The 24177-nt window shown below is 71.1% G+C and carries 19 protein-coding genes; 9 read left to right on the forward strand and 10 right to left on the reverse strand.

Features of this window, described 5'->3' with window-relative positions:
- The first annotated feature begins 116 nt into the window (after window positions 1-116).
- On the forward strand, window positions 117-2858 hold the full coding sequence (locus ACZ59A_RS11875) for a type 1 periplasmic-binding domain-containing protein (protein WP_470956809.1): 2742 nt from the start codon (window positions 117-119) through the stop codon (window positions 2856-2858).
- A 22-nt stretch (window positions 2859-2880) separates the two neighbouring features.
- Here ACZ59A_RS11875 and ACZ59A_RS11880 read toward each other — a convergent pair whose 3' ends face one another.
- The 3 genes from ACZ59A_RS11880 to ACZ59A_RS11890 form a co-directional block, all read right to left on the reverse strand.
- Window positions 2881-3360 (reverse strand): TIGR03668 family PPOX class F420-dependent oxidoreductase, encoded by a 480-nt coding sequence (locus ACZ59A_RS11880; RefSeq protein ID WP_470956812.1) that lies wholly within the window; start codon window positions 3358-3360, stop codon window positions 2881-2883.
- A 69-nt stretch (window positions 3361-3429) separates the two neighbouring features.
- The gene (locus ACZ59A_RS11885; RefSeq protein ID WP_470956814.1) at window positions 3430-4509 is read right to left on the reverse strand and encodes a helix-turn-helix transcriptional regulator; all 1080 of its coding nucleotides are present in this window, start codon (window positions 4507-4509) and stop codon (window positions 3430-3432) included.
- Window positions 4509-5444 carry a DUF4097 family beta strand repeat-containing protein gene (locus ACZ59A_RS11890; RefSeq protein WP_470956816.1) on the reverse strand — a complete coding sequence of 312 codons (936 nt, stop codon included), beginning with the start codon at window positions 5442-5444 and terminating at the stop codon, window positions 4509-4511. Before ACZ59A_RS11890 ends, ACZ59A_RS11885 begins: the two co-directional genes overlap by 1 nt.
- Window positions 5445-5766: 322 nt before the next feature.
- On the opposite strand from ACZ59A_RS11890, the gene ACZ59A_RS11895 reads away from it, so the two are divergent.
- From ACZ59A_RS11895 to ACZ59A_RS11905, 3 genes are read left to right on the forward strand one after another with little or no spacing between them, the layout of a single operon-like run.
- Window positions 5767-8586, forward strand: coding sequence for an alpha/beta fold hydrolase (locus ACZ59A_RS11895; protein ID WP_470956819.1), 2820 nt, complete (start codon window positions 5767-5769; stop codon window positions 8584-8586).
- An 8-nt stretch (window positions 8587-8594) separates the two neighbouring features.
- Complete coding sequence (locus tag ACZ59A_RS11900; RefSeq protein WP_470956822.1) at window positions 8595-9593, forward strand: NAD-dependent epimerase/dehydratase family protein; 999 nt, start codon at window positions 8595-8597, stop codon at window positions 9591-9593.
- Window positions 9594-9599: 6 nt separating this feature from the next.
- Window positions 9600-10007: a nuclear transport factor 2 family protein gene (locus tag ACZ59A_RS11905; RefSeq protein ID WP_470956824.1), complete on the forward strand. Its 408-nt coding sequence runs from the start codon at window positions 9600-9602 to the stop codon at window positions 10005-10007.
- A gap of 101 nt (window positions 10008-10108) precedes the next feature.
- On the opposite strand, the gene ACZ59A_RS11910 is transcribed toward ACZ59A_RS11905, so the two are convergent.
- Window positions 10109-10729, reverse strand: coding sequence for a malonic semialdehyde reductase (locus ACZ59A_RS11910; RefSeq protein WP_468054290.1), 621 nt, complete (start codon window positions 10727-10729; stop codon window positions 10109-10111).
- 152 nt (window positions 10730-10881) lie between these two features.
- Here ACZ59A_RS11910 and ACZ59A_RS11915 point away from each other — a divergent pair, with 152 nt between their 5' ends.
- Entirely contained in the window at window positions 10882-11544 is a 663-nt protein-coding gene (locus tag ACZ59A_RS11915; protein WP_470956826.1) for a TetR/AcrR family transcriptional regulator, read from the forward strand.
- A gap of 20 nt (window positions 11545-11564) precedes the next feature.
- Window positions 11565-12380 (forward strand): AfsR/SARP family transcriptional regulator, encoded by an 816-nt coding sequence (locus ACZ59A_RS11920; protein WP_470956827.1) that lies wholly within the window; start codon window positions 11565-11567, stop codon window positions 12378-12380.
- 29 nt (window positions 12381-12409) lie between these two features.
- Here ACZ59A_RS11920 and ACZ59A_RS11925 read toward each other — a convergent pair whose 3' ends face one another.
- Together ACZ59A_RS11925 and ACZ59A_RS11930 are read right to left on the reverse strand one after the other, a co-directional pair.
- Window positions 12410-12592, reverse strand: a complete 183-nt coding sequence (locus ACZ59A_RS11925; RefSeq protein WP_470956830.1) for a DUF6104 family protein — start codon at window positions 12590-12592, stop codon at window positions 12410-12412.
- Between the two features lie 64 nt (window positions 12593-12656).
- A complete protein-coding gene (locus tag ACZ59A_RS11930) occupies window positions 12657-13955 on the reverse strand; it encodes a tetratricopeptide repeat protein (RefSeq protein ID WP_470956833.1) in 1299 nt (432 codons plus the stop codon).
- 262 nt (window positions 13956-14217) lie between these two features.
- Here ACZ59A_RS11930 and ACZ59A_RS11935 point away from each other — a divergent pair, with 262 nt between their 5' ends.
- Both ACZ59A_RS11935 and ACZ59A_RS11940 read left to right on the forward strand, forming a co-directional pair.
- The gene (locus ACZ59A_RS11935) at window positions 14218-15327 is read left to right on the forward strand and encodes a methyltransferase domain-containing protein (protein ID WP_470956836.1); all 1110 of its coding nucleotides are present in this window, start codon (window positions 14218-14220) and stop codon (window positions 15325-15327) included.
- Between the two features lie 54 nt (window positions 15328-15381).
- Window positions 15382-16083, forward strand: coding sequence for a helix-turn-helix domain-containing protein (locus ACZ59A_RS11940; RefSeq protein ID WP_470956839.1), 702 nt, complete (start codon window positions 15382-15384; stop codon window positions 16081-16083).
- A gap of 72 nt (window positions 16084-16155) precedes the next feature.
- Here the strand turns inward: ACZ59A_RS11940 and ACZ59A_RS11945 are convergent, their stop codons facing one another.
- From ACZ59A_RS11945 to ACZ59A_RS11960, 4 genes are all read right to left on the reverse strand, one after another.
- Window positions 16156-20001, reverse strand: coding sequence for a multifunctional oxoglutarate decarboxylase/oxoglutarate dehydrogenase thiamine pyrophosphate-binding subunit/dihydrolipoyllysine-residue succinyltransferase subunit (locus tag ACZ59A_RS11945; protein WP_470956842.1), 3846 nt, complete (start codon window positions 19999-20001; stop codon window positions 16156-16158).
- Window positions 20002-20234: 233 nt separating this feature from the next.
- Window positions 20235-21443 (reverse strand): sensor histidine kinase, encoded by a 1209-nt coding sequence (locus ACZ59A_RS11950; protein ID WP_470956845.1) that lies wholly within the window; start codon window positions 21441-21443, stop codon window positions 20235-20237.
- The gene (locus ACZ59A_RS11955) at window positions 21440-22180 is read right to left on the reverse strand and encodes a response regulator transcription factor (protein WP_055547848.1); all 741 of its coding nucleotides are present in this window, start codon (window positions 22178-22180) and stop codon (window positions 21440-21442) included. The genes ACZ59A_RS11950 and ACZ59A_RS11955 overlap by 4 nt, the downstream gene beginning before the upstream one ends.
- Before the next feature lie 140 nt (window positions 22181-22320).
- Window positions 22321-23076, reverse strand: a complete 756-nt coding sequence (locus ACZ59A_RS11960; protein WP_470956848.1) for a spermidine synthase — start codon at window positions 23074-23076, stop codon at window positions 22321-22323.
- 215 nt (window positions 23077-23291) lie between these two features.
- Between ACZ59A_RS11960 and ACZ59A_RS11965 the strand changes: the two genes are divergently transcribed.
- Window positions 23292-24131, forward strand: coding sequence for a rhomboid-like protein (locus ACZ59A_RS11965; RefSeq protein WP_470956851.1), 840 nt, complete (start codon window positions 23292-23294; stop codon window positions 24129-24131).
- The last annotated feature ends 46 nt before the right edge of the window (window positions 24132-24177 follow it).

Genomic DNA, 24177 nt, shown 5'->3' on the forward strand with positions numbered 1-24177 from the left:
CAAATTGCACTCTTGTTCGGCCCTTCGCGGTCAAGAGCGATGTATTGCCATCACTCTCGGTAAAGGGTCTGGTGCTCTCCGAAGTGGGCGCGGATAATCGTGCCGGGGGGATGCACATGACTGCTTCAGTACCGCCTTTGCCGAAAATCGAGTTGCTGGTCGACGCGCTCGAACAGCTCGTCACCCTGCCGCCGGGCCGCCGCGGCCCGGCGCCGCAGATCCTGCTCACCCAGCTGGCCGAGGGGCCCGAGGCCGGGCGGGTCGCGGACGGCCTGTGCGCGCGCTTCAGCGCGGGCGGCCGCGCCCGCGTGCCGTTCGCCCAGGTGGCGGGCGAGGCCGAGGCCCCGCGCCGGGAGCGGGTGGGGGCCACGTTCCAGAAGATCGAGGAGGAACTGCTGCGCAACCGGCCCGGCGGCTTCGGCAGACTGCGGCTGCCGCAGTTCCGGCTGATGTGCGGCATCGTCGAGGCCGACCTCGCCGGATGCCCGGCCGGCACACAGGCCACCGAGCTGCGCGACCAGAGCTACGAGGCGCACTGCGCCCGCTCGGTCTTCCTGCGCACCCTCCAGGCCGTGAGCGGTGGGGAGGAGCCGCCGCCGAGCATCCCGGGCACCGCCTGGTACTGGCTGCGCCGACCGCTGTTCGGCCTGCTCCCGCGCTGGTGGTACGGGCGGCGCCAGGGCCGCCGGATGACCCGCAAGGGCAGCTGGTACCGCACCTGGGCCGAACTGCCCGAGGGCGGGCCCGGCTTCTTCGCCGACGCCTGTCGGCTGACCGTGGGCGCGCCCGGCGCCGCGCGGCGCGAGCCGATCGTCGATGTGCTGCTGCGGGCGCTGCTCGCCGACCTCGAGCGGGCCTTCCGCCACCCCCGGCTCTCGCCCTGGGGGCGGCGCCGCCGCCATCGCGTGGTGCTCGTCTTTCCGCAGCCCCCGGCCATCGGTGATGACACCGGGCGACTGCTGGAGCAGTTCCCCCGGGCGGTCGAGCAGACGGGCTGCACCGGGGTGATGCTGGTGGCCGCGGTGCGCCCGGGCCGGGAGCGTACGGAGAGCTTCGCCGAAGCCGCCATCACGCTGAAGTCCTGGATCGGGACCACCGGCGCGGGCGGCGCCCGGGTGGTCCGGGTGGGCGTCGAGCCGCACGCGGACGACGAGGACGCGGCCCGCTGGCTCGGCCGCTATCCGGAGATCGCCGTCGGCAGGAGCCGTTCCGATGCGGCGCCGCGGGTGGAGGCAGCCGTCGCGGCGGTGGCGGGCGTCGCGGTGTTCGGGCTGCTCGGTGGCTACGTCGTGGAAGTGGTGACGGCGCGCAGCGACACCTCCTGCCTCGGCGGGGGCGGCGGTGCGTCGTCGGCGGCCCCGGCCGCGTCCGCTTCCCCCGCCTCGTCGTCCGGTGACGGGCGGGGCCGCCTGCCGAAGCAGACCCCGCGGGAGGTCTACGAGGAGGCGGTGGACGCCATCACCGGCCAGAACAAGCAGGCGGACAAGGCGGCCCGGTCCGGCGCCGTGGTCCGGACGGTCGGCTATCTGGGTGTGCCGGTGACGGCCGAAGACTGGGGCGAGGCCAAGTACAGCGGCGCCATCCCCGAGGTGCGCGGCATCGCGCTGGCCCAGGCGGAGATCAACGAGCAGGCGTCCGACCAGAAGAGCAGCAAGGTCTGGCTGAAGGTCCGCCTGATGGACGCGGGCGAGCGCTTCTCACGGGCGTCCGCGGTGGCCACGAAACTCAAGAAGGAGGTCAAGGCCGCCGAGCAGGCCGGGCACGGCGAACAGTTCCTGGGTGTGGTCGGCCTCGGCCAGAGCCGCCCGGGCACGCTGAGCGCCCGGGACCACCTCGCCGAGGCCGGGCTGCCCATGATCGGCACCGCCGCGACGGCCGAGGAGATGCAGGACTCGCCGATGTACCGTCAGGTCGCCCCCGACAACCACCGGGAGGCGCGCATCGCGGCGGACTTCGCGCGGCACGCCAATATCGTGCAGACCGGCCCGAAGACATGCGCACCCGCCAGGAGGGCGGTGGTGATCGGGGACCCGACCGACATCTACAGCGCGAATCTCAGCGACCGGTTCGCCGAGGAATTCGAGGACGTCCACCGCATCTGGTATCCGGTGCAGCGTCCCTCCGCCTCGCCGTCCACAGAGCAGAAGGCCCGAGGGGACGAATGGGTCTCCCACACCTCCCAGATGGCCGAAAGCATATGCCGGAGGCTCAAGGAGGAACCGCGCACCGTGGTGTACTGGGCGGCCCGCGCCCATGAATTCGAGAATTTCCTCAACGACTTCGACCGCCTCACCGGCTGCAACGGCCAATCGACCGTGCTCGGCGGCAACGACCTCGACAATGCGGTGGTCGAGCAGCAGCGCCCCAGCGAGAAGCACCTCAAGCTCCGGCTGTACTACACGGCGCAGGCCCTGGCGAAGGACAACTCGCCCAATGTGAAGGGCGACGACTTCCGCCGGAGGTACGCCGCCGCCCATGGAAGCGACCTGTGGAGCAATGACGCCCGGGTGCCGCTCGCCTCGGACGCGCTCGGAGTGCTGTCCGAAGGGATCAACGCGGCGTACCAGAGCGCGGGCACGGCGCCCTTCGGGCGGGGCGGGGTGCAGTCGGCGCTGGAGCGCGGGGCGGGCGGAGCGGAGGGGCTGCGCGGGGCCACCGGTTCACTGATCTTCGGCGAGGGCGCCAAGGTGCCCGCCAACAAGCGGCTGCTCATCCTGCACGACACCAGGGGCGCGTCGCCGGAGATCGCGCTGGAGTGCGGCATACGCGACAGCGGTGACGAGGCGAAAACCTGGGGGCCGAGGAGCGCGTTCGACTGTCCGCGCGACCAGGACGACGACGAGGGGGACGACGACTGAGACCGAGGCGGGCGACGACTGATCAGCGGTCCGGCTGCTCCTCGGCGAACGCCCAGCCCGACCAGCGGGTGACCTCGACGGCGATCACCGGTCCGTGTGGCGGCCGGTCGGCGTACTGCGGGTACTTGTCGACCAGCCGTCGCACCGGGTCCGCCCGCTCGGCCGCCGCCTCGGCCGGGACGATCCGCGCCCGGCCGTCGGCCCGCACCCACCACAGCTGCCGCCAGTCCTCGTCGTAGTGGTCGACCAGGAGGGAGACCGCCGGGTTGGTGCGGATGTTGCGCAGCCGCTTGAGGTCCTGGTGCCGCTTGGGCTTGTGGTCCACCGCGGTGACCACGGTGTCCATGCCGTCCCCGCCGCCTCCGCCTTCCGCGCCGTCCCGGGCGGTGAGCGCGAAGGTGGCGGGCACGAGATGCGGTCGGCCGCCCTCGTCGGTGGTGGCCAGCCGCAGCACCCGGGCGCGGGCGAAGCGCCGCCGCGCCTCGGGGGTCTCCAGTCGCATAGCGGCGAGGCTACTGCCGCGCCTCGTCCCGCGGCGGGACGAAGCGCCGCCGGGCGCGCGCGACCGGGGCTACTCCTTGGCCGGGCCGCGCAGCCGACCGTTGATCCGGGCCGCCGTCTCCGCCAGCCGCCGATGGGCGTCGGCCAGTTGGGCATCGGTCACCCCGTGGTCCCGGGCGGTATCGCGGATGTCGTCGCGGAAGCGGTCGAGCAGCCGGTCCAGATCGCGGGCGGGGTTGCCCGACGGCGTGAACTCCCCGGCCCACGCGGGCTCAGGCGCCGCGCTGTCGCTGTCGCCGTCGATGTCGCCGTCCTGCCGGGCGGCGCCGGACGCCGGTTCCGGTGCGTCGGTGCGCGGGGCGGTGGTCTTCGTTCCCTCGTCCGGGGCCGTCCGCCCCGACGGGGACATGCCCTGCCGGGAGATGCGGCTCATGCTGCGCGACACCTCGGACAGCCCCTCCCGCACGGCCTGCTGCCAGTCGCCCGCCCGGATGTGCTCCTGGGTCTGCTCCTGAACGCGCCGGGCGATCCGCTGGACCTCTTCGACCGCGAACTCCTGGGCGTCCTTGGCCTGCTTACGGGCGCGCTGGGCGTCCTGCCGGGCGCGGCGGCTCTCCTCCTTCGCGCGGCGGGCCTGCTCCTTCCACTCGTCCTTCGCCCGCCGCAGCTCCTCCTTCGCCTGCCGCCACCCCTCGCTGTTGTCCCACGGCCCCTCCCAGGGGCTGTGTGCGCTCTCGCCGGTGCCGGTACCGGTACCGGAGGCGCGGGCCTGCTGGGCGGCCTCCCGCATCTCCCGCCGCAGGTCGTCGGCGGAGCCGCGCACGTCCTCGCGGATCTCGGCGGCGAGTTCGGCCACCGATTCGCGGATCTCCAGCTCCAGGTCGGCCAGCTCACCACTGCGGTCGGCGAGTTCGGCGCGTCCGGCGTCGGTGATGGAGTAGACCTTGCGGCCGCCCTCGGTGGTGTGGGTGACCAGACCTTCGGCCTCCAGCTTGGCCAGGCGCGGGTAGACGGTTCCCGCGGAGGGCGCGTATAGCCCCTGGAAGCGCTCCTCCAGCAGCCGGATGACCTCATAGCCGTGGCGCGGGGCCTCGTCGAGCAGCTTGAGGAGATACAGGCGGAGTCGGCCGTGGGCGAATACGGGGGGCATCAGAGGACCTTTCCCTGCGAGCCGCCAGTGCTGTCGGCCGTGCTGTCGGCCTGGCTGTCGGCCGTGTTGTCGGTGCCGCCGCCGGGCGGCCCGTCACTGTAGCCGTCGCCGTCCTCGTCGGCGGGCGGGCGGCGCAACAGGGCTATCGCACCGGAGACGGTGGTGGCCTTGAGGCTGCCCCGGCCCGAGCCCAGGTTCCCGGTGATCCGCTTGGCGCCCCACTGGCCGGTGACGCGCAAGTCCTCGAACGCGTTGGAGACGGGCCCGCTCGCGGTGTTGGCCTCGATCCTGGCGTCGGCGGGGTGCGGCAGCCGGATGGCGATCTCGCCGGAGACGGTGCTGAGGCTGATGTTCGCGTGCTTCGCGGTGGGGGCGAGGTCGAGCACCATGTTGCCGCTGACGGAGTCGGCCTTGACGACCGGACCCGAGCCCTCGATCACGGTGAGGTCGCCGGAGACGGAGTTGAAGCGCAGATCGCCGGTGACGGCCTGGGCCGCGACCCGGCCGGAGACGGTGTCCGCGCGCACCGGACCGGTCAGCCCGACGAGGGTGGCGTCGCCCGAGACCCCGCGCAGATCCGTCCGGCCGCTCAGCCCGGAGGCGACGGCGGAGGCGTTGACGACCCCGATCGAGGTGGCGGTGCCGGTGGGCACGGCGAGGGTGACATGGACCGTGCGGTGGAATCCCTTGCGGTCGAGCCACTTGAGCAGGCCCTTCCAGGGGAGGTCGTCGTACGCGACGCTCAGGGTGCCGTCCTCCAGGGTCACCTTCAGCGGTGGCCCCTCGATCTCGGAGAGCTCCAGCCGCGCCGGGCCGCCATCCGTCCCGACCACGTTGACCGTGCCCTCCACGATGCGTAGGTGGAGGGCGGAGACGGGCTCGTCGAAGGTGAGCTTGTGTGGTTCGCCGAACGACCACTCTGACCGGGCTGACATCCCTGGCCTCCCTGGCTGGATGCGGTCACGCAACATATCGTGTCTTGGTAGACACGATATATCGTGGATCGCTGGAGTCAACCCCCTCGCGGGCCGCCCGCGGGCGCCCGGACCCGGACGCCTTTACCGCGCGTATGTGTCCGGTGCGGAGCGTGGCGATGGTTTACCTGTTGCGTAAATCGCATGCCGCCCGGTCCAATGCCGCTCCAGGAATTTCCGCTAGAGCATCGCTAGAGCATTGGTAGAGCATCATGGAGTACGAATGTTCGAGGCTGTTACCTTCGTGCCTTCAGAATCGGGAAGAAAGAGGGCAGTGAAGGTAATGGCGTCACAACCCTTGAAATGCTCGGCACCCATCGATTCCCATGATCTGCGCTCCGTCGCCCAGTTGCTCTTGCGGGCAGCGCACGACCACCCCGATTCCGGGGTACGTTACGTGACCGCCGAGGCGGGGCGCGACACAACACGCCAGTCCTATACGGAACTTCTGAGATCCGCGCGGCAACTCCTCGCGCCGCTCCGCGGGTACGGGCTGCGGCCGGGCGACAACGTGGCCCTGCTGCTGGACGGTCAGCGGGAATTCCTGACGGTCTTCTGGGCCTGTCTGCTGGGCGGGTTCGTACCGTGCCCGATGGTGCCGATCCCCGGTGACCCGGCCCGCTGGGCCGCCCAACTTTCCCACGTCAACGAGCTGCTGGACCGTCCGCTGCTGGTCACCACGGAGGCGATGAGCGCCGAGCTGCCCGACGTGCCCGGGCTCGCCGTGGCCACGGAGGAGCGCCTGCGGGACGCGGTCGGCGCATCCGGCGCGGACGGCGGCGTCTCGCCCGGGATTCACCTCGCCGCACCGGAGGATCTTGCCCTGCTGGTGCTGACCTCCGGCTCCACCGGGAATTCCAAAGCGGTCATGCTCACCCATGGAAACCTTCTCGCTGCCATGGCGGGAAAGGCCGGAAAGCAGCGGCTCACGGAGGCCGACACCACCTTCAACTGGATTTCCTACGACCATGTCGCCGCGCTTCTGGAAGCCCATATGCTGCCGCTGTACGTCGGCGCGGACCAATTGCATGCGGCGGCGTCGGTCGTTCTTGAGGAACCGTTGAATTTCCTCCGTATCATCTCCCGTCACAAGGTCACGATGACCTTCACCCCGAATTTCCTCCTCGGCCCGCTGAATGCCTCGGCGCGCGATCTGTCCGAGGAGATATCGGCGGGCGGTGAAGCGCTCGACCTCGGCTCGCTGCGGCATATCGTGAGTGGCGGCGAGGCCAATGTCGTCGCCACCGGCGAGGCGTTCCTCGCCCACTACGCCCCGTACGGACTGCGGGCCTCCGCGCTCTGGCCCGCCTTCGGGATGACCGAGACCTGCGCCGGGTCCCTCTACAACCCTGCCTTTCCCCTCACCGACGCGGGCCAGGAGTTCGCCAACCTCGGCACCCCCGTCGAGGGGCTGAGCATCCGGGTCGCCGACGACGACCACCGGCCGCTGGCCGCGGGCGAGGTCGGGGAACTCCAGCTCAGCGGGCCGATGATCACCAGCGGCTACTACCACGACGAGGCCGCCACCAAGGAGGCGTTCACCCCCGACGGCTGGTTCCGCAGCGGTGACCTCGGCCGCGTCGACGACGGTCGGCTGACCCTCGTCGGACGCAGTAAGGACAGCGTCATCGTCAACGGCGTCAACTACTTCAGCCATGAGATGGAGGCCGTGCTGGAGCAGCTCGACGGGGTGGCGGGCGGCTATGTCGCGGCGTTCCCCACCCGGCGCCCGGGCAGCGACACCGAACAGCTGGTGATCGCCGTCCACCCCGAGCTCGCGGACGACGACGAGTCCGGACTGCACCGTCTGATCACCGCGGTGCGCTCCACCGTGGTGATCCACTGGGGCTTCCGGCCGTCCCTCGTCCTGCCGCTGCCCAAGGACGCGTTCCCCAAGACCAGCCTGGGCAAGACGCTGCGCAGGCGGATGCGCGAGCGGCTGGAGTCCGGCGGCTTCGACGAGGTCATCGGGCGGGTGGCGGAGCTGACCACCCGGCGGCTGGGCGGCCACACCCCGCCGGAGGGCGAGACGGAACGGGTCCTCGCCGAGATCTACGCCGAGCTGTTCGACACCGGCCCGGAACGGATCAGCGCGACGGCGAGCTTCTTCGATCTCGGCGGCACCTCGCTGGACATCCTGCGGCTGCGGCGCCAGGTCACCCGGCGGCTCGGGGTGGCGGACCTGCCGATCATCACCGTGCTCACGGCGCCCTCGGTGCGGCAGCTCGCCGCCCGGCTGACCGGGGGCGGCACGCCCGCCGCCGAGGCGTACGACCCGATCGTGCCGCTCCAGACGGGCGGCGGGCGGACGCCGCTGTTCTGTGTGCACCCGGGCGTCGGCGAGGTGCTGGTCTTCGTCAATCTCGCCAAGTACTTCGTCGGCGACCGGCCGTTCTACGCCCTGCGCGCCCGCGGGTTCAACGAGGGGGAGAGGCCCTTCGAGAGCTTCCAGGAGATGGTGGACTGCTATGTGCGGGCCATCCGCGCCAGACAGCCGCACGGCCCGTACGCGGTCGCCGGGTACTCGTACGGCGGCGCCGTGGCCTTCGAGATCGCCAAGGCGCTGGAGGCGGAGGGCGAGCGCGTCGACTTCGTCGGCAGCTTCAACCTGCCGCCGCACATCAAGTACCGCATGGACGAGCTCGACTTCATCGAGACGGCCGTCAATCTGGCCTTCTTCCTCGACCTGATCAACAAGAGGCAGGCCCTCGACCTCCCGGGCGAGCTGCGCGCCCTGCCCCGGCGGGAACAGCTCACCCGGCTGCTGCGGATCGCCCCACAGCGCCGACTGGACGAACTCGACCTGGCCATGGACAAGTTCGCCGCCTGGGCGGAGCTGGCCCATGGGCTCACCGGCCTCGGCCGCACCTTCCGGCCCAGCGGCACCACCCGGTCCATGACGGTCTTCTACGCCATCCCGCTGCGCGGCACCAAGGAGGACTGGCTGAACCACGAGCTGCGCAGATGGGACGAGCACACCACGGAGCCGAACCGGTACCTCGACGTACCCGGTGAGCACTACACCCTCATGGGCCCCCGGCATGTCGCGGCCTTCCAGGCCATCCTCCGCAAGGAGCTGGACCGCGCGCTGGGCGACGTATGACCCGGCGGATGACCGTACGGACAGCGGAACGGACAGAGGAGAAGAGCACGGTGGAAGGCAAGAAGATCCTGGTCACCGGCGCCACTGGGCAGGTCGCCCGGCCGGTGGCGGAAGCGCTGGCGGTACACAACGAGGTGTGGTGCCTGGGCCGGTTCGGCGCCCCCGGCGTCGAGGAGGAGCTGCGCGCCCGCGGCATCACCACCTTCCGCTGGGACATGAACGACCCGGGGGCGTCCGGATACGAGGGGCTGCCGGACGACTTCACCCATGTCTTCCACTCGGCGGTGCGGCGCGGCGAGGACGGCGACTTCAATGCCGCCGCCGAGGTCAACTCCGTCGCCTGCGGACGGCTGATGAACCACTGCCGCACCGCCGAATCGTTTCTGTTCGTCTCGACCGGCGCGCTCTACAAGCGGCAGACCCTCGACCATCCGTACGCCGAGGACGACCCCGTCGACGGCGTGGCCGACTGGCTGCCCTGCTACCCCGTGGGCAAGATCGCCGCCGAGGGTGCGGCGCGGGCGTTCGCCGGGGTGCTGAACCTGCCGACCACCATCGCCCGGCTCAACATCGCGTACGGCCCGGGCGGTTACGGCGGGGTGCCGATGCTGTACTTCAAGCGGATGCTCGCGGGCGAGCCGATCCCGGTGCCCGTCGAGGGCCAGAACTGGTGCTCGCTGCTGCACACCGACGACCTGGTCGCCCAGGTGCCCGCGCTGTGGGCAGCCGCGTCGTCCCCGGCCGCCCTGGTCAATTGGGGCGGCGACGAGCCGGTCGGAGTGACCGATCTGGTGCGGTACCTGGAGGAACTGAGCGGGATAGAGGCGCGGCTCGTACCGAGTGAGGTGACGAGGGAGACGTACCAGTTCGCCCCCACGCGCCGCCGGGAGATCACCGGGCCCTGCCGGGTGCCGTGGCGCGAGGGCGTACGCCGCACGCTCCGGGCCCTGTACCCCGAGCACATCAAGCCGCGGTACGCCGCCCTGAGGGGAACTGAGGAGACCTGAGGAGTGATGAAGACCGTGGCATCACGAAACGTCGAGGCCATCCGCGCCGCCTACGCGGGATTCCGGGACCGCGACATCGAGGGGGTCCTGTCGGCCATGCACCCGGACGTCGCCTGGGTCCATCCGGAGGGGATGGAGAAGTACGGCCTCGGCGGCACCAAGCTGGGCCACACGGGGATCAAGGAGTTCCTGGCGCATGTGCCGAGCGTCCTGGGCGGGATGAGACTCGCGCCGCGGGAGTTCATCGAGCAGGGCGACCGGGTCGTGGTGTTCGGCACCCGGGAGGTGACGTCGCGCGGCGGCAGAACCGTGACCCTGGACTTCGTCCACTCGTGGACGATGCGGGACGGCAGGGCGACGAGGATGGAGGACATCTTCGACACCGTGGCGTTCCACGACCTGATCGAGGGCTGACGCCCCCGCGGGCCCCGGGCCGCCCGCCCTCATTTGTCGCGAGGGCGGGCCCGCCTGCGGGGGAGACGGCGGCCGAACGGTTCGGACGGCGGCCGAACGGGTCAGACGGTGGTGACGACGTCGTCGTACGTCAGCCGCGGCAGGCGGCCCATCCAGGCGTCCGGGCCCGGCTTGCCGATGTTGACGACGCAGATCGCCCGGTGGCGGCCGTCGCTGAAGAACTCCTTCGACACGGCGGCGTGATCGAAACCGATCATCGGTCCGGCGGCCAGCCCGGCGGCGCGCACGCCCATGATGAAGTAGCCCAGCTGAATGGCGGTGTTGAACCGCGCCGAGGTCTCCCGGGGGCCGGGGTCCGCGAAGATGTTCTGCGGGTTCTCGATGAACGGTACGAGCCGGGGCAGCTCCTCGTGGAAATCCAGGTCCGCGGCGAGGATCGCCGTCAGCGGCGCCTGCGCCGTCTTCCCCTGGTTGTTCCCCGCCATGTGCGCCACCAGGCGGCCGCGGGCCTCCTCCGAGCGCACCATGACGATGCGCAGCGGCTGCTGGTTCAGCGAGGTGGGCGCGTACTTCACCAGCTCGTAGATGGCACGGACCTGCTCCTCGGTCACCGGTTCGTCGGTGAAGGTGTTGGCCGTACGGGCCTCCAGGAACAGCTGCTTCTGCGCCTCCGGCGCGAGGGTGAGGTGCCGCAGGGCGTCGCTGTTCTCCGGTGCGCTCATGGAGCTTCTCCTCATGGCTCGTACGCGGTCCGTGGACGCGTACGTGATGATGAATTAAATGGACTGGACGGGCTAGTCCATTATGGTGAGGGAAGGCTAGACTCACAGGTCCATCGAGAGCAAGACCCGCTCGGAGTGAGGAGGTTGGACCGTTGCGGACGGACAACGGTCCGCGGCGCGGTGTCGCGGGACGGCCGGTGGGCCCGCAGCCCGCCAAGCGCCAGGCGATACTGGAGGCGGCCGTCGCGGTCTTCCTGCGCGAGGGCTACACACGGGCCGGTGTCGACGCCATCGCCGACCAGGCGCGGGTCTCCAAGCAGACCGTCTACAACCACTTCGGCGACAAGGAACGGCTGTTCCTCGCCGCCGTCGACGGCGAACGGGAGCGGGTCGCCGCGGGCTTCGCCCCCGAATCGCTGCGCACCCCCTCCGCGGAGGACGACCGGGCGGACGTCCGCGCGGCTCTCACCGCCTTCGGCCACCGCGTCCTCGGCGTACTCCTCGACGACCGGGCCTCCGCGCTGCGCCGCCTGATCATCGCCGAGGTCGCCCGCCACCCCGCGCTGCGTCCGGCCTGTGCCGAGGGCGAGTCCCAGCAAATGGTGAAATACCTGGCCGAAATGCTCGGCCGCCGTACCGACCGGGGCCAGCTGGACGTCCCCGACCCGGCCTCCGCCGCCCAGCAGTTCGTGGCCCTCGTCGTCCAGCAGGGCCTGTACCAGTCGATGTACGGCACCCGCCCGATCGCCGCCGTCGATGCCACGGCCATCTGCGAGAAGGCCGCCGACCTGATTGTCCGCGCGTACCGCACATGACGTGCGAGGAGGTGGCACCCATGCGTGCGAACGTTCTCGGACCGCTGACCCTGCGCCACGGCGCTCTGTCCGGAGTCCCCAGCGCGATGAAACCGCGCAAAGTCCTGTCCCTGCTGCTCCTCGGCGACGGCCGCTTGGTGCCGGTGCAGGCGCTGATGGCCGAGCTGTGGGGCGACAAGCCGCCGCGCACCGGGCTCACCACCCTGCAGACGTACATCCTGCACCTGCGCAAACTGCTCGCCCAGGTGTTCGATATGTCACCCGCCGTGGTCACCCGTGACGTCCTCCAGACCAGACCCGGCGGCTACGCGTTAGTGCTGCGCCCCGGCCAGCTCGACGTCCACGACTACCGCACCCTCGTCGCCCAGGCCGAATGCGCCCTGGAGGTCGGCGACGAACGGGCCGCCGACGCCGCCTTCCGGCAGGCCCTCTCCCTCTGGCAGGGCCCCGCCCTGGTCGACGTCGCCCCGCACGGCCGCCCGCTCCAGGCCGAGGTCGCCCGGCTGGAGCAGTCCCGGCTCACCGTCACCGAGCGCGGCATCGAGACCCGGCTGCGGCTCGGCGGCCATCTGGAGGTGCTGAGCGACCTCGCCTCGCTCGTCGTCGAACACCGCTTCCACGAGGGGCTGCACGGCCAGTACATGCTGGCCCTCCACCGCTCCGGCCAGCGCACCCGCGCCCTCGGCGTCTACCAGCGGCTGCGCATGACCATGGCCGAGGAGCTGGGCCTCGAACCCTCCGCCAAGCTCCAGCGCCTCCAGCAGGCCGTCCTGGCCTCCGACCCCCGCCTCGACCACGAAGCGGGCACCCCGGGCCGCGGCCCGGTGGTGGCGTAGCGGCTGCGCCCTCGACGACGGCGGCGTCCTCAGATGTCGTCGTCCTCGTCATCGAGCCGCGCCAGCCACGTCGCCAGCCGCTCCACCGGAACCTCGAAGTCCGGGTTCAGGTCGACGAACGTCCGCAGCTGCTCGGCGAGCCACTCGAAGGTGACCTCCTCGTCGCCGCGTCGCTGCGCCAGCTCCTCGATGCCGCGGTCGGTGAAGTACAAGGGTCGCTCCGGGGGTGGATGAGGCGGATCTACGGCCCCAGGATATGCGGCCCGGCCCGGACGCTCAGCCGCAGTCGCCCAGTGCGTCGATCAGCCCCCGCGCCTGGGGCGCGCCCCGCCGGAGGAGCAGCGCGGCGGTGGTGTGCAACTCGTTCCAGGCGTGAGGTCGGCCCACGTCCGAGGCGTCGGCAGTGCAGCCGAGCGCGGTGTGCGCGGCCGCGTCGGCATGACCGGCCGCGGCGAGCGCGTGCGCGAGGCACGCGCTGAACCAGGACCGATCGCGCCGGTAGGAGGCGGGGAGGGCGTCGATGCCGGTGCGCAGCAGGTCTGCGGCGGCGTCCCAGCGGCGGAGATGCATCGCGGCCATGCCGCGCTGAAGGGTGAACCAGTTCTCGCCGTAGAAGTACATCCACGGCGGCTCGTCCTCCGGTCGCTCGGCGGCGCGGGCTATGAGGTGCTGCGCCTCGTCGAGGAGGCGGTGGGCCGCGTCGGCCTCGCCGCTCAGCGCGTATCCGCGAGCCTCCATCTGGGCCGCCATGCCGTGGACGCCCCGTGACGTCCCGGGCGAGGCCCAGCGGGCGGCCTGTGCCAGGCGGGCGCAGCGGCGGCCGTCGCCCACTGACCAGGCCACGTGTGCCTTCATGCTGAGCGTCGTGGCCGCCATGTCGCCGTCGGCCGCTTCCATGGCCCATTCGTGGGAACGGTCGTACCAGGCGAGAGCGGTCGATGAGTCCCCCTGGTCCTGTGCCATCCAGGCGAGGAATTGCGCGTGCTCGGAGGCGAGCCGTACGACGCGGGTGGCCACGTCACCCGAGGCCGCGTCGTGGAGCCCGGCCACCGTGGCCAGCTGCTGCCGCATGATCCCGACGAGCGGGCGCGAGCCGATGTCGTCCTCGGCCTTGCGATGCTCGGCGAGGAGCCGGTCGAGCCAGTCGAGAGTCGCGCTGTCGGCACGGGTAGCGCCGCGTACGGTCTTCGTCAATCGGTCGAGCAGATCGGGATCCGGGGCGAGGGAGGGCAGCTCAAGCGATGCGATGGGAGCCGCTTCGTCAGTAGCCGCTTGTGGTCGGCCGCTTTCCCAGGGGCGGGGGCTGAGACCCACCAGGTGGCCTGGGATGCGTAATGCGTCGGCGATCTGCGTGATCTTCTCGTACGTCGTGATCGAGCCCTCGCCCCGGGCCAACTTGCCCACGCGTTCCGGCTTGATGTCGCAGGCATCCGCGATCTTCGAGAAGCTGATCCCGCCCCATTGCCGGGCGAGTTTGAAGACGGCCCCGAAATCATGGCGCTCCAGGGCCCTCCGCACATCGGATCGGTCGAGAACGTGGGGAGGAAGCGCGGCGGGGGAGAGGTAGCTGGACATGTGATTCCCAAGTTTCAGTGATGACAGGGAGATATCAGCACTCTCAAGCCGGATTGTACCCATCATGGGGATACCTCTGATGGGGAATCGGGACCTTCCCCGCAGCGGCACGCTGGTCACACGCCAATCGAAGGGGACCCAACTCCATGGGCAATCACGGGAAGCCGCCGGCGCCGAACCCGCAGCCTCCGCAGCTATCGCCACGGGACAGCGACGGTCAGCATCCGGATGTGTCGAGGCCCGGAGGCGGGACGCACCGGAAATGAGTCCCGATGAGTTGCGGGCACGGGCCGCCGAGGCCCTCGACGGCCTGGAGGGGTTCGCCGAGCCGTGGATGCGCGCGGCTTTCCTCAAGGTCCCGCGGCATGCCTTTGTCCCCGACACCGTATGGATCTGGCGCGGCGATGCCTACCGCCCGCTGCGTGCCGCCGACGACCCCGGCGCATGGGCCGCGCTGGTCCACGATCCGCTGGCGTCCGTCGTCACCCAGGTCGACGACGGGGCCGCCGAGGCCGAGGGCACGCTGCCGACCAGCTCCCTCAGCGCCCCCAACGCCGTCTTCACCATGCTCGCCGCCGCAGGTGTGCGCCCCGGCATGCGGGTGTTGGAGATCGGCACCGGCACGGGGTACAACGCCGCCCTGCTGTGCGAACGGGCCGGGGCGGCGAACGTGACGTCGGTGGAGGTGGACGCGGGGATTGCGGCCTCGGCCACCCGGCGCCTGGCGGAGGTCGGATACCACCCCCGCGTGGTGGCCGCGGACGGCGAGGACGGCTGGGCACCCGAGGCCCCGTACGACCGGGTGCTGTGCACGGCCTCGCTCCAGCGGGTCCCCTTCGCCTGGGTGGAGCAGACCCGCCCCGGCGGGCTCATCGTCACGCCGTGGAAGACGACGCTACAGCCGCATGGGATGGTGCGCCTGCGCGTCTCCGATGACGGCACGTCGGCGAGCGGCCACTTCGGCCAGCCGATGTCATTCATGGATCTGCGTGGCCAGCGCCGACCGGATTCGCCGCTCGGCGCGGTGTACTCCGCCGCGTCGTGGGAGGAGAGCCGCGACAGCCGTACCGCGCTCGACCCGTCGTTCCTGGACACCGGCTTCCACGCCCGATTCGCCCTGGGGCTCCGGCTTCCCGGAGTGCACTGGGCCGACGACGGATGGCTCGCCACCACCGACTCATGGGCGCACGTCCGGGACGGGTGCGTCCAGCAGTGGGGCCCGCGTGACCTGTTCGGCGAGCTGGAGCGGGCGTACGAGTGGTGGCGGGAGGCCGGTTCGCCCGAGCTGTACGACTTCGGCCTCACCATCACCGCCGACGGCCAGACCGCCTGGCTCGGCAGCCCCGGCGCGGTCATTGCGTCGTCCGGCTGAGGAGGCCAGGCCACCACCGCGCGCACGGCGCCGGTGAGGGCGGCGGCGGTCAGGGTGAGGAGGGCGGTGGGGGTGTCGCTGCGGGTCTTCGCCGTACGGGTGCATTACGACGCGGGAACCGTCTCGCGCTACCTCAACGGGACCGTCGTACCGCCCGCTGAGTTCGTGGACCAGCTGCTCACGCACGCGGCCAAGGCCACCGGGCGGGCCTCCTCGGCGGAGGTGATGGCCCATGTGCACGCCCTGCAGCGGCGGGCGTTGCAGGCCACCAACAGGGTGGGCTGGGAGCTTCAGCGGCTCCGTGATTGCCATTGGCTCGGGAACCAACACCCCTACAGCATCGGCGCCTCTGCGAATCATGCGCTCGTCCTGACGGAGGCGGACGTGAGGGCCCAGATGCTGGAGAGGGCCCTGACGGACATGACCGCCGCGCTCGGCCCCCGGCACCCCTGGACGCTGGGCATCGCACTCAACGCGTCGGCGGTCCAGTTGCCCACAGACGCCTGCGCCATGAGCCGGGAGACCGCCCGCCGGGCCGCCGAGGCGCTGGGGGAGCGGCATCCGCTGACCCTGCTGGCCCAGGTCGCGCTGGCCGCGGATCTGCGCGCGATCCGTGGCGGACGGGACGAGGCGGACGTGATCGAGGAGGTGGCCGTGCGCGCGCTGGAGGCCGTCCTGGGGCCGGAGCATCCCGAGACCGTGGCGGCCCGCCACCGCGTCCGGCCCGTCTGGGACTTCGAGCCGCTGCCGGTCTGAGCCGCCCGGGACGCCGGAAGGCCCGGCCCCGCGCGAAGCGGGAGCCGGGCCTTCCGTAGCAAGCCAGGTGAATCAGATGTCGAAGGCCTCGCTCACCAGCGCCTGCTGCTCCGCCTGGTGCCGCTTGTTCGACCCCACCGCGGGCGAGGACGAGTGCGAGCGCGACACGCGGACCAGCCGCTCGGCCGCCGGGACGTCGGCGCCGACCGCCAGCTCCAGGTGGTCGATCAGGTTGAGGGCCATGAAGGGCCAGCCGCCCTGGTTGGCCGGTTCTTCCTGCGCCCAGACGAACTTCTCGACGTTCGCGTACTTGGCGATCTCGGCCTGCACCTCGGCGCCCGGCAGCGGGTACAGCCGCTCCAGCCGGATGATGGCCGTGTCCGTCGCACCGCGCTTCTGACGCTCCGCGTCCAGGTCGTAGTAGACCTTGCCGGAGCAGAAGATCACCTTGCGGACGCCCGCCGGGTCCACCGTCTCGTCGCCGATGACGGGGCGGAAGGCACCGGAGGTGAACTCCTCGGTCTTCGACGCCGCGGCCTTCAGACGCAGCATCGACTTCGGGGTGAAGACGACCAGCGGCCGGTGGTGCGGGTTGTGGACCTGCCAGCGCAGCAGGTGGAAGTAGTTCGACGGCAGCGTCGGCGTGGCGACCGTCATGTTGTTCTGCGCGCACAGCTGGAGGAAGCGCTCGATCCGGGCCGAGGAGTGGTCCGGCCCCTGGCCCTCGTAGCCGTGCGGCAGGAGCAGGGTGACGCCAGAGGTCTGGTTCCACTTCTGCTCGGCGGACGAGATGAACTCGTCGACGATGGTCTGCGCGCCGTTGACGAAGTCGCCGAACTGCGCCTCCCACAGGACCAGCGCCTCCGGGCGGGCCAGCGAGTAGCCGTACTCGAAGCCCATCGCCGCGTACTCGCTGAGCAGCGAGTCGTAGACGTTGTAGCGGGCCTGGTCGTCGGAGAGGTAGAGCAGCGGGGTGTAGTCGTCGCCGGTCTCGCGGTCGACGAGCACCGCGTGGCGCTGGCCGAAGGTGCCGCGGCGGGAGTCCTGGCCGGCGAGCCGGACCGGGGTGCCCTCCATGAGCAGCGAGCCGATGGCGAGAGTCTCGCCCATGCCCCAGTCGATCGTGTCGTCCTCGATCATCGCCGCGCGCCGCTGGAGCTGCGGGAACAGCCGCGGGTGGACGGTGATCCGGTCGGGGGTGTTGACCTGGGACTCGGCGATCCGCTTGACGACCTCCTGGGAGATCGCCGTGTTCACCGGGACCGGGAACTCCGGCTGCGGCTCGGGAACCTCGGGCTGGGCCGGGGTCGAGATGGCGTCGCGGACCTCGGTGAAGACCTTCTCCAGCTGGCCCTGGAAGTCCTGGAGCGCCTGCTCGGCCTCTTCGAGGGTGATGTCGCCGCGCCCGATCAGCGACTCGGTGTAGAGCTTGCGCACCGAGCGCTTCTTGTCGATCAGGTCGTACATCAGCGGCTGGGTGAAACCGGGGTTGTCGGTCTCGTTGTGGCCGCGGCGGCGGTAGCAGATGAGGTCGATGACCACGTCCTTGTTGAACGCCTGGCGGAACTCGAAGGCCAGCCGGGCGACGCGGACGACGGCCTCGGGGTCGTCACCGTTGACGTGGAAGATCGGCGCCTCGATCATGCGCGCCACGTCGGTGGCGTACATCGAGGAGCGGGACGCGGCCGGGGCGGCGGTGAAGCCGACCTGGTTGTTGATGACGATGTGCACGGTGCCGCCGGTGCGGTAGCCGCGCAGCTGCGACATGTTCAGCGTCTCGGCGACCACGCCCTGGCCGGCGAAGGCGGCGTCGCCGTGGAGCTGCACCGGCAGGACGGTGAAGTCCGTACCGGCCTTGCCGATGATGTCCTGCTTGGCGCGGGCGACACCCTCGACGACCGGGTCCACCGCCTCCAGGTGGGAGGGGTTGGCGGTGAGCGAGACCTTGATCTGCTCGCCGTCGAGGCCGGTGAAGGTGCCCTCGGCGCCCAGGTGGTACTTGACGTCGCCGGAGCCGTGCATCGACTTCGGGTCGAGGTTGCCCTCGAACTCGCGGAAGATCTGCGCGTACGACTTGCCGACGATGTTGGCGAGGACGTTGAGGCGGCCGCGGTGGGCCATGCCGATGACGACCTCGTCCAGCCGCGACTCGGCGGCCGCGTCCAGCACGGCGTCCAGCAGCGGGATGCTGGACTCGCCGCCCTCCAGGGAGAACCGCTTCTGGCCGACGTACTTCGTCTGCAGGAAGGTCTCGAACGCCTCGGCCGCGTTGAGGCGGCGCAGGATGCGCAGCTGCTCCTCGCGCTCCGGCTTGTCGTGGCTGCGCTCGACGCGGTCCTGGATCCACTTGCGCTGCTTCGGGTCCTGGATGTGCATGAACTCGATGCCGGTGGTGCGGCAGTACGAGTCGCGCAGCACGCCCAGGATGTCGCGCAGCTTCATCATGGACTTGCTCGCGAAGCCGCCGACCGCGAACTCGCGCTCCAGGTCCCACAGGGTGAGCCCGTGCTCGATGATGTCGAGGTCGGGGTGCTTGCGCTGGCGGTACTCCAGCGGGTCGGTGTCGGCCATGACGTGGCCGCGGACCCGGTAGGCGTGGATCAGGTCGAAGACCCGGGCCGCCTTGGTGACGTCGTCGTCGTGGCTGACGTCGATGTCCTTGAGCCAGCGGACCGGCTCGTACGGGATGCGCAGCGCCTTGAAGATCTCGTCCCAGAAATCGTTCTCGCCGAGCAGCAGCTGGTTCATGATCCGCAGGAACTCGCCGGAGGCGGCGCCCTGGATCACCCGGTGGTCGTAGGTGCTGGTCAGCGTCATGACCTTGGAGACGCCCAGCTTGTTCAGGGTGTCCTGGGAGGTGCCCTGGAACTCGGCCGGGTACTCCATCGCGCCGACGCCCACGATCAGGCCCTGGCCGGGCATCAGCCGCGGCACCGAGTGCACGGTGCCGATGCCGCCGGGGTTGGTGAGGGAGGCGGTGACGCCGGTGAAGTCATCCATCGTCAGCTTGTTCGCGCGGGCGCGGCGGACGATGTCCTCGTAGGCCTGCCAGAACTCGAAGAAGTTCAGCGTCTCGGCCTTCTTGATCGCCGCGACGACGAGCTGGCGGTCGCCGTTGGGCTTGACCAGGTCGATGGCGAGGCCGAGGTTGACGTGCTCCGGCTTGACCAGGGTCGGCTTGCCGTCCTTCTCGGTGAACGAGTAGTTCATCGAGGGCATCGCCTTCAGCGCCTGCACCATGGCGTAGCCGATGAGGTGCGTGAAGGACACCTTGCCGCCGCGGGCGCGCTTGAGGTGGTTGTTGATGACGATGCGCTGGTCGAACAGCAGCTTGACCGGGACCGCGCGGACCGAGGTGGCCGTCGGCAGCTCCAGCGACGCGTTCATGTTCTTCGCGACGGCCGCGGAGGGGCCGCGCAGCGTGACCAGCTCGGGACCGGCGGCCGGCTCGGCCTTCGCGGGCTTCGCGGCGGCCGTGGGCTCGGCGGGCGTCGGCTTGGCCGGCGCGGGCTTGGCCGGGGCCGGAGCCTTCGCCGCGGGGGCCGCGGCGGGCTTCGCGGGCGCCGGGGCAGCCGCGGCGGGCTTCGCGTCCGCGGGCTTGGCCTCCGCGGGCTTGGCCGGGGCCGGGGCCTTCGCGGGCTGAGCGGCGGCAGGAGCCGCCGCGGCGGGAGCCGGGGCAGAGCCACCGGTCGCTCCCTGTGGTGGCGTGGCCACCGCGGAACCGGTGTCCTGGCCCGGCTTGTAGTCGGCGAAGAAGTCCCACCAGGCTCGGTCGACCGAGTTCGGGTCCTGGAGGTACTGCTGGTAGATCTCGTCGACGAGCCACTCATTGGGGCCGAAGGCAGCGGCAGGGCTAGTTCCCTGCCCGTCCTGCTCGTCGGTCGAGACGCTCGAGGTGTTGGGGGACTGTGGCGACACGGCGGTAACCGCCCTCTTCCGCTTCACAAGGTGGTGGACAGCGGGAATAAAGGCTACGCCTCTCGACCCCTTACGTGCAGGCCGCACTGGTCATCGTCGTCTAAGTCACACTCATCGGCGGGTTTCAGCGCATGGCGTGGCGGGAAACACACGTGGTTCCGCTACGACCGTCCAGCATGTGGGAACGCAAAAGAGCACCCACACCGCTCAGATGTGTGCTTCCGTCCTCGACTTTACGTCAATTTTGATCTCTGGACGTCCCCCGGAAGGGTGACTTTGATCCGGCAGCCCCGAGAGGATTCGGCCACCCCGATGCGTCCGCCGTGCAGATCGACGGCCCAGCGCGCGATGGCCAGACCCAGACCGGTCCCCCCGTCGCTGCCCTGACCGGGCCGCGGGCGGGCGCCGGGCGCCGGGCCTGCCGGGTTCGGTGAGAGGCTGCCCCGGTTGAAGCGTTCGAACACCCGGTGCCGCTCCGCCTCCGGGATGCCCGGCCCCTCGTCCTGCACCTCCAGCTCCAGGCTCCCCGGCCCCTCACCGCGCCGCGCCCGCACGCTGACCCGGCCGTGCGCCGGGCTGTGCTTCATCGCGTTGTCGATCAGGTTGGCCATGACCTGGTGCAGCCGCTCGGCGTCCGCGTACGCGGCCAGCTCTGGCGGGGAGACGTCGAGATCGAGATGGACGTCCTTACGGGTGTGCTTGCCCGAGCCCGCGTCCGCCCCCTTGGCCATGCTGGCCTCCTTGAGGATCCCGGCCAGATACGGCCAGACCTCGAAGCTGCGCGCGTGCAGCGGTACGACCCCGTTGTCCAGCCGCGACAGATCGAGCAGCTGTTCGACCAGCCTGCCCAGCCGCTCGGTCTGGCGCAGCGCGACCCGCATCGTCTCCGGGTCCGCCTCCGAGACGCCGTCCACGACGTTCTCCAGCACCGCCCGCAGCGCCGCGATCGGCGTGCGCAGCTCGTGCGAGACGTTCGCGACCAGCTCCTTGCGGTGGGTGTCCACCGCCTCCAGATCGGCCGCCATCCGGTTGAACGAACTCGCCAGGTCGCCGAACTCGTCCCGGCGCTGGGCCGCCCGCACCCGCTGGGTGTAGTCACCGTGGGCCATGGCCTTGGTGACGAGGGTCATCTCGTCCAGCGGGGCGGTCAGCCCGTGCGCCACGAACTGGGTGATCAGCAGCGAGGCGATGATCGAGAAGACCGTGATCACGCGCAGCTCGGTGTCCGAGTGCATCGCCGCGAACACCAGCAGGGTCGTGATGATGACCGACCCGATGACCAGCGCGCCCAGCGCCGCCTTGACCGAGCGGTACGGGTCGAACGGCCGCAGCGCCTTCCACACCCGGCTCCACGTGGTGCGGATCCGCTCGCTCCGGGGCAGGCTCCGGACCCGCCGGAGGTGCCGGTCCAGATCCCAAGGTGTCCCGGGAGGCTTCCTCATGCCGCGGGCGTCTCCAGGGCGTAGCCGACGCCGTGCACCGTACGGATCCGTTCCGCGCCGATCTTCCGGCGCAGCGCCTTGATGTGGCTGTCGACGGTCCTCGTACCGGAGGCGTCCGCCCAGTCCCACACCTCGGCCAGCAGCTGTTCCCGGGAGAGCACCGCGCGCGGGGTGTTCGCCAGACAGACCAGCAGGTCGAACTCGGTCGGCGTCAGATGGACGTCCGAGCCGCGCACCCGCACCCGGCGCTGGGCGTGGTCGATCTCCAGCTCGCCCAGCCGCAGGATCCCGCTGCGCGGGGTGTTCGCGGCCAGCGCCGCGCGCTCGACCCGGCGCAGCAGCACATGCACCCGGGCCGCCACCTCGCGCATCGAGAACGGCTTGGTCATGTAGTCGTCGGCGCCGACTCCGAGCCCCACCAGCATGTCGGTCTCGTCGTCCCGCGCGGTCAGCATCAGAACCGGCACCGGCCGCCGCGCCTGCACCCGGCGGCAGACCTCCAGGCCGTCGAAGCCCGGCAGCATCACGTCGAGGACCAGCAGATCGGGCTGCCACGCCTCGGCCGTATCGACGGCCGCCGGGCCGTCCGAGGCCGTCTGTACCTGGAATCCTTCGGCGCGCAAGCGGGCCGCGATGGCGTCCACTATGGTCGGGTCGTCCTCGACGACGAGGATCCGGCGTTGCGCGCCCGGGGTGGTCGTGGCGCCCCCGTTGTGGCCGTTGTGCATCTGCTCCATACGCCCGCCCCTGCGTCGTTCCCGTGAATCCGCGGCCGCCTACCGTCACGCGGGTGTCGAAACCCACGCCTTCCGCGCCTGGTCATTAACCGGCCACATTTCGTAGGCATGCAAGCGTAAGGGCAGCCTACGCGGCTCGGCTACGCGCCTCGAATTCCGAGATGCACCACGTCGGGAACACCCCGGGCAACCGCGATCTCTTCCGTACGCACCCGCGTGAACCCGGCATTCCGGAGAGCCTGCTCGAACGCGGGCGACGGCTGGGCCGACCACACGGCCAGCACTCCGCCGGGGGTGAGACGGCTCGCGCAGGCGGCGAGCCCGGCGGGGGAGTACAGCCCCTCGTTGTCCTCGGTGACGGTCCAGTCGGGGCCGTTGTCGATGTCCAGACACAGCGCGTCGTACGGCTCCGCGCCCTCCGCACCGGCCCGCAGATGCGCGACCAGATCGGCCTGGACGATCTTCGCCCGCGGATCGCCCAGCGCCTCGCCGGACACCGCCGCCAGCGGTCCGTTCCGATGCCAGTCGATCACCGCCGCCTCCCGCTCGACCACCGCGATCCGCCCCCACCGAGGCTCGGACACCGCCTCGACCAGCGAAAACCCGACCCCCAGGCCGCCGATGAGCAGCGCGGGGGAGCGGCGGCCGGACGGCAGCGCGTCGAGCGCGGCGCGGATCAGCAGCCGCTCGGAGCGGCCGTCGGAGGTGTCCATGAGGAAGCACCCGTTGGCGATGATCTCGAAGACGGCCCCGTCTCCGCGGCCGCCCTCGCCGACCGCGCCACCCCCGCTCGCGCCGCCCCCGCCCCGCCGCCGCAGCACGACCTCGCCGTAGGGGCCCTCCCGGCGGTCGACCGTCACCGGCCGGTCCTCAGCGATGTCGTACGGCGACTGCATGGGGCGGGTCCTCCCGGGCTTCCAAGCGTGACGTCCACGCGCGCGGACGGCCTCATCCTTGCGCCGCGGCGCCCCGCCGGTCCAGCCGAATATGTGGCTACCTTCACATCGCGGGACCGGTGAGATGACTCACCGGCCGATGGTTGTTGAGGCGTCTGCGGGGAAATGCGCCGCATAGCCGCCGGGAGCGGCGCGTGAGGAGAGAGGGGCCCGCCGTGACGACATCGGTGGAACGGGCCGAAGCGCCCGCCGGGGCAGTGTTCCCCCCGAACCCCCGTACCGCCCCGCCCGCTGCCCACCCACCGGACACCGCCCCGCCGACCCAGGCCGCCGTGCCGGGCCCGGCCGCCCCGCCGACCCCGACCGCCTCGTCGGCCCCGGCCGCCCCCGGCGCCGGTACGCCCCAGATACCGGCCCACCGGCCCCGTACGCCCGGGTGGTCCCGGCTCCAGGGCCTCCTCCCCACCCCCACCGGGACGCCGTTCGCCCTCTGCTACTCCCTGATCCTCCTCGGCACCGGCCTCTACGCCCACCTCGGCGACCCCCACACCGTGCACGCCCTGCTCACCGGCTCCAGCACCGATGTCTCGAACCTGTCCCAGCGGCCGCTGCTGACCCTGCTGGCCAGCGGGCTGTGGGTGGTGGGCGGCATCACCTCGCCGTATCTCGTCGTCCTCCTCCTCGTGCTCGGCGCGCTCGAACGGCGCGTCGGCGGACTGCGCACTGCCGGGGTCTTCCTGCTGGGCCACGTCCTCGCGACGCTGCTCACCGAGATCCCGGTCGCCGCGTCCGTCGCCGTCGGCCAGCTCCCCGACAGCTCCCTGCGCCGCCTCGACTACGGCGTCAGCTACGGCCTCCTCGCCTGCGCCGGAGCCCTCGCCGGGCTCCTGCCGCCCCGGCCGCGATGGGCGCTGACCGGCGGGATCGGCGCGGCGCTGGTCGCCGGAAGCCTGGTGCACTTCGACCCCCTCACCGACTGGGGCCATGCCCTCGCCCTCCTGATCGGCGTCGCCTGCTGGCCGTTCGTACGCCGCGTCGCTCGGCGCCGAGGGTGATCGCTCACAGCGAACGCCGGGTCGGGAACACCTGAGGGCTCAGCGG

It is taken from the genome of Streptomyces sp. NPDC040405, assembly GCF_055595765.1.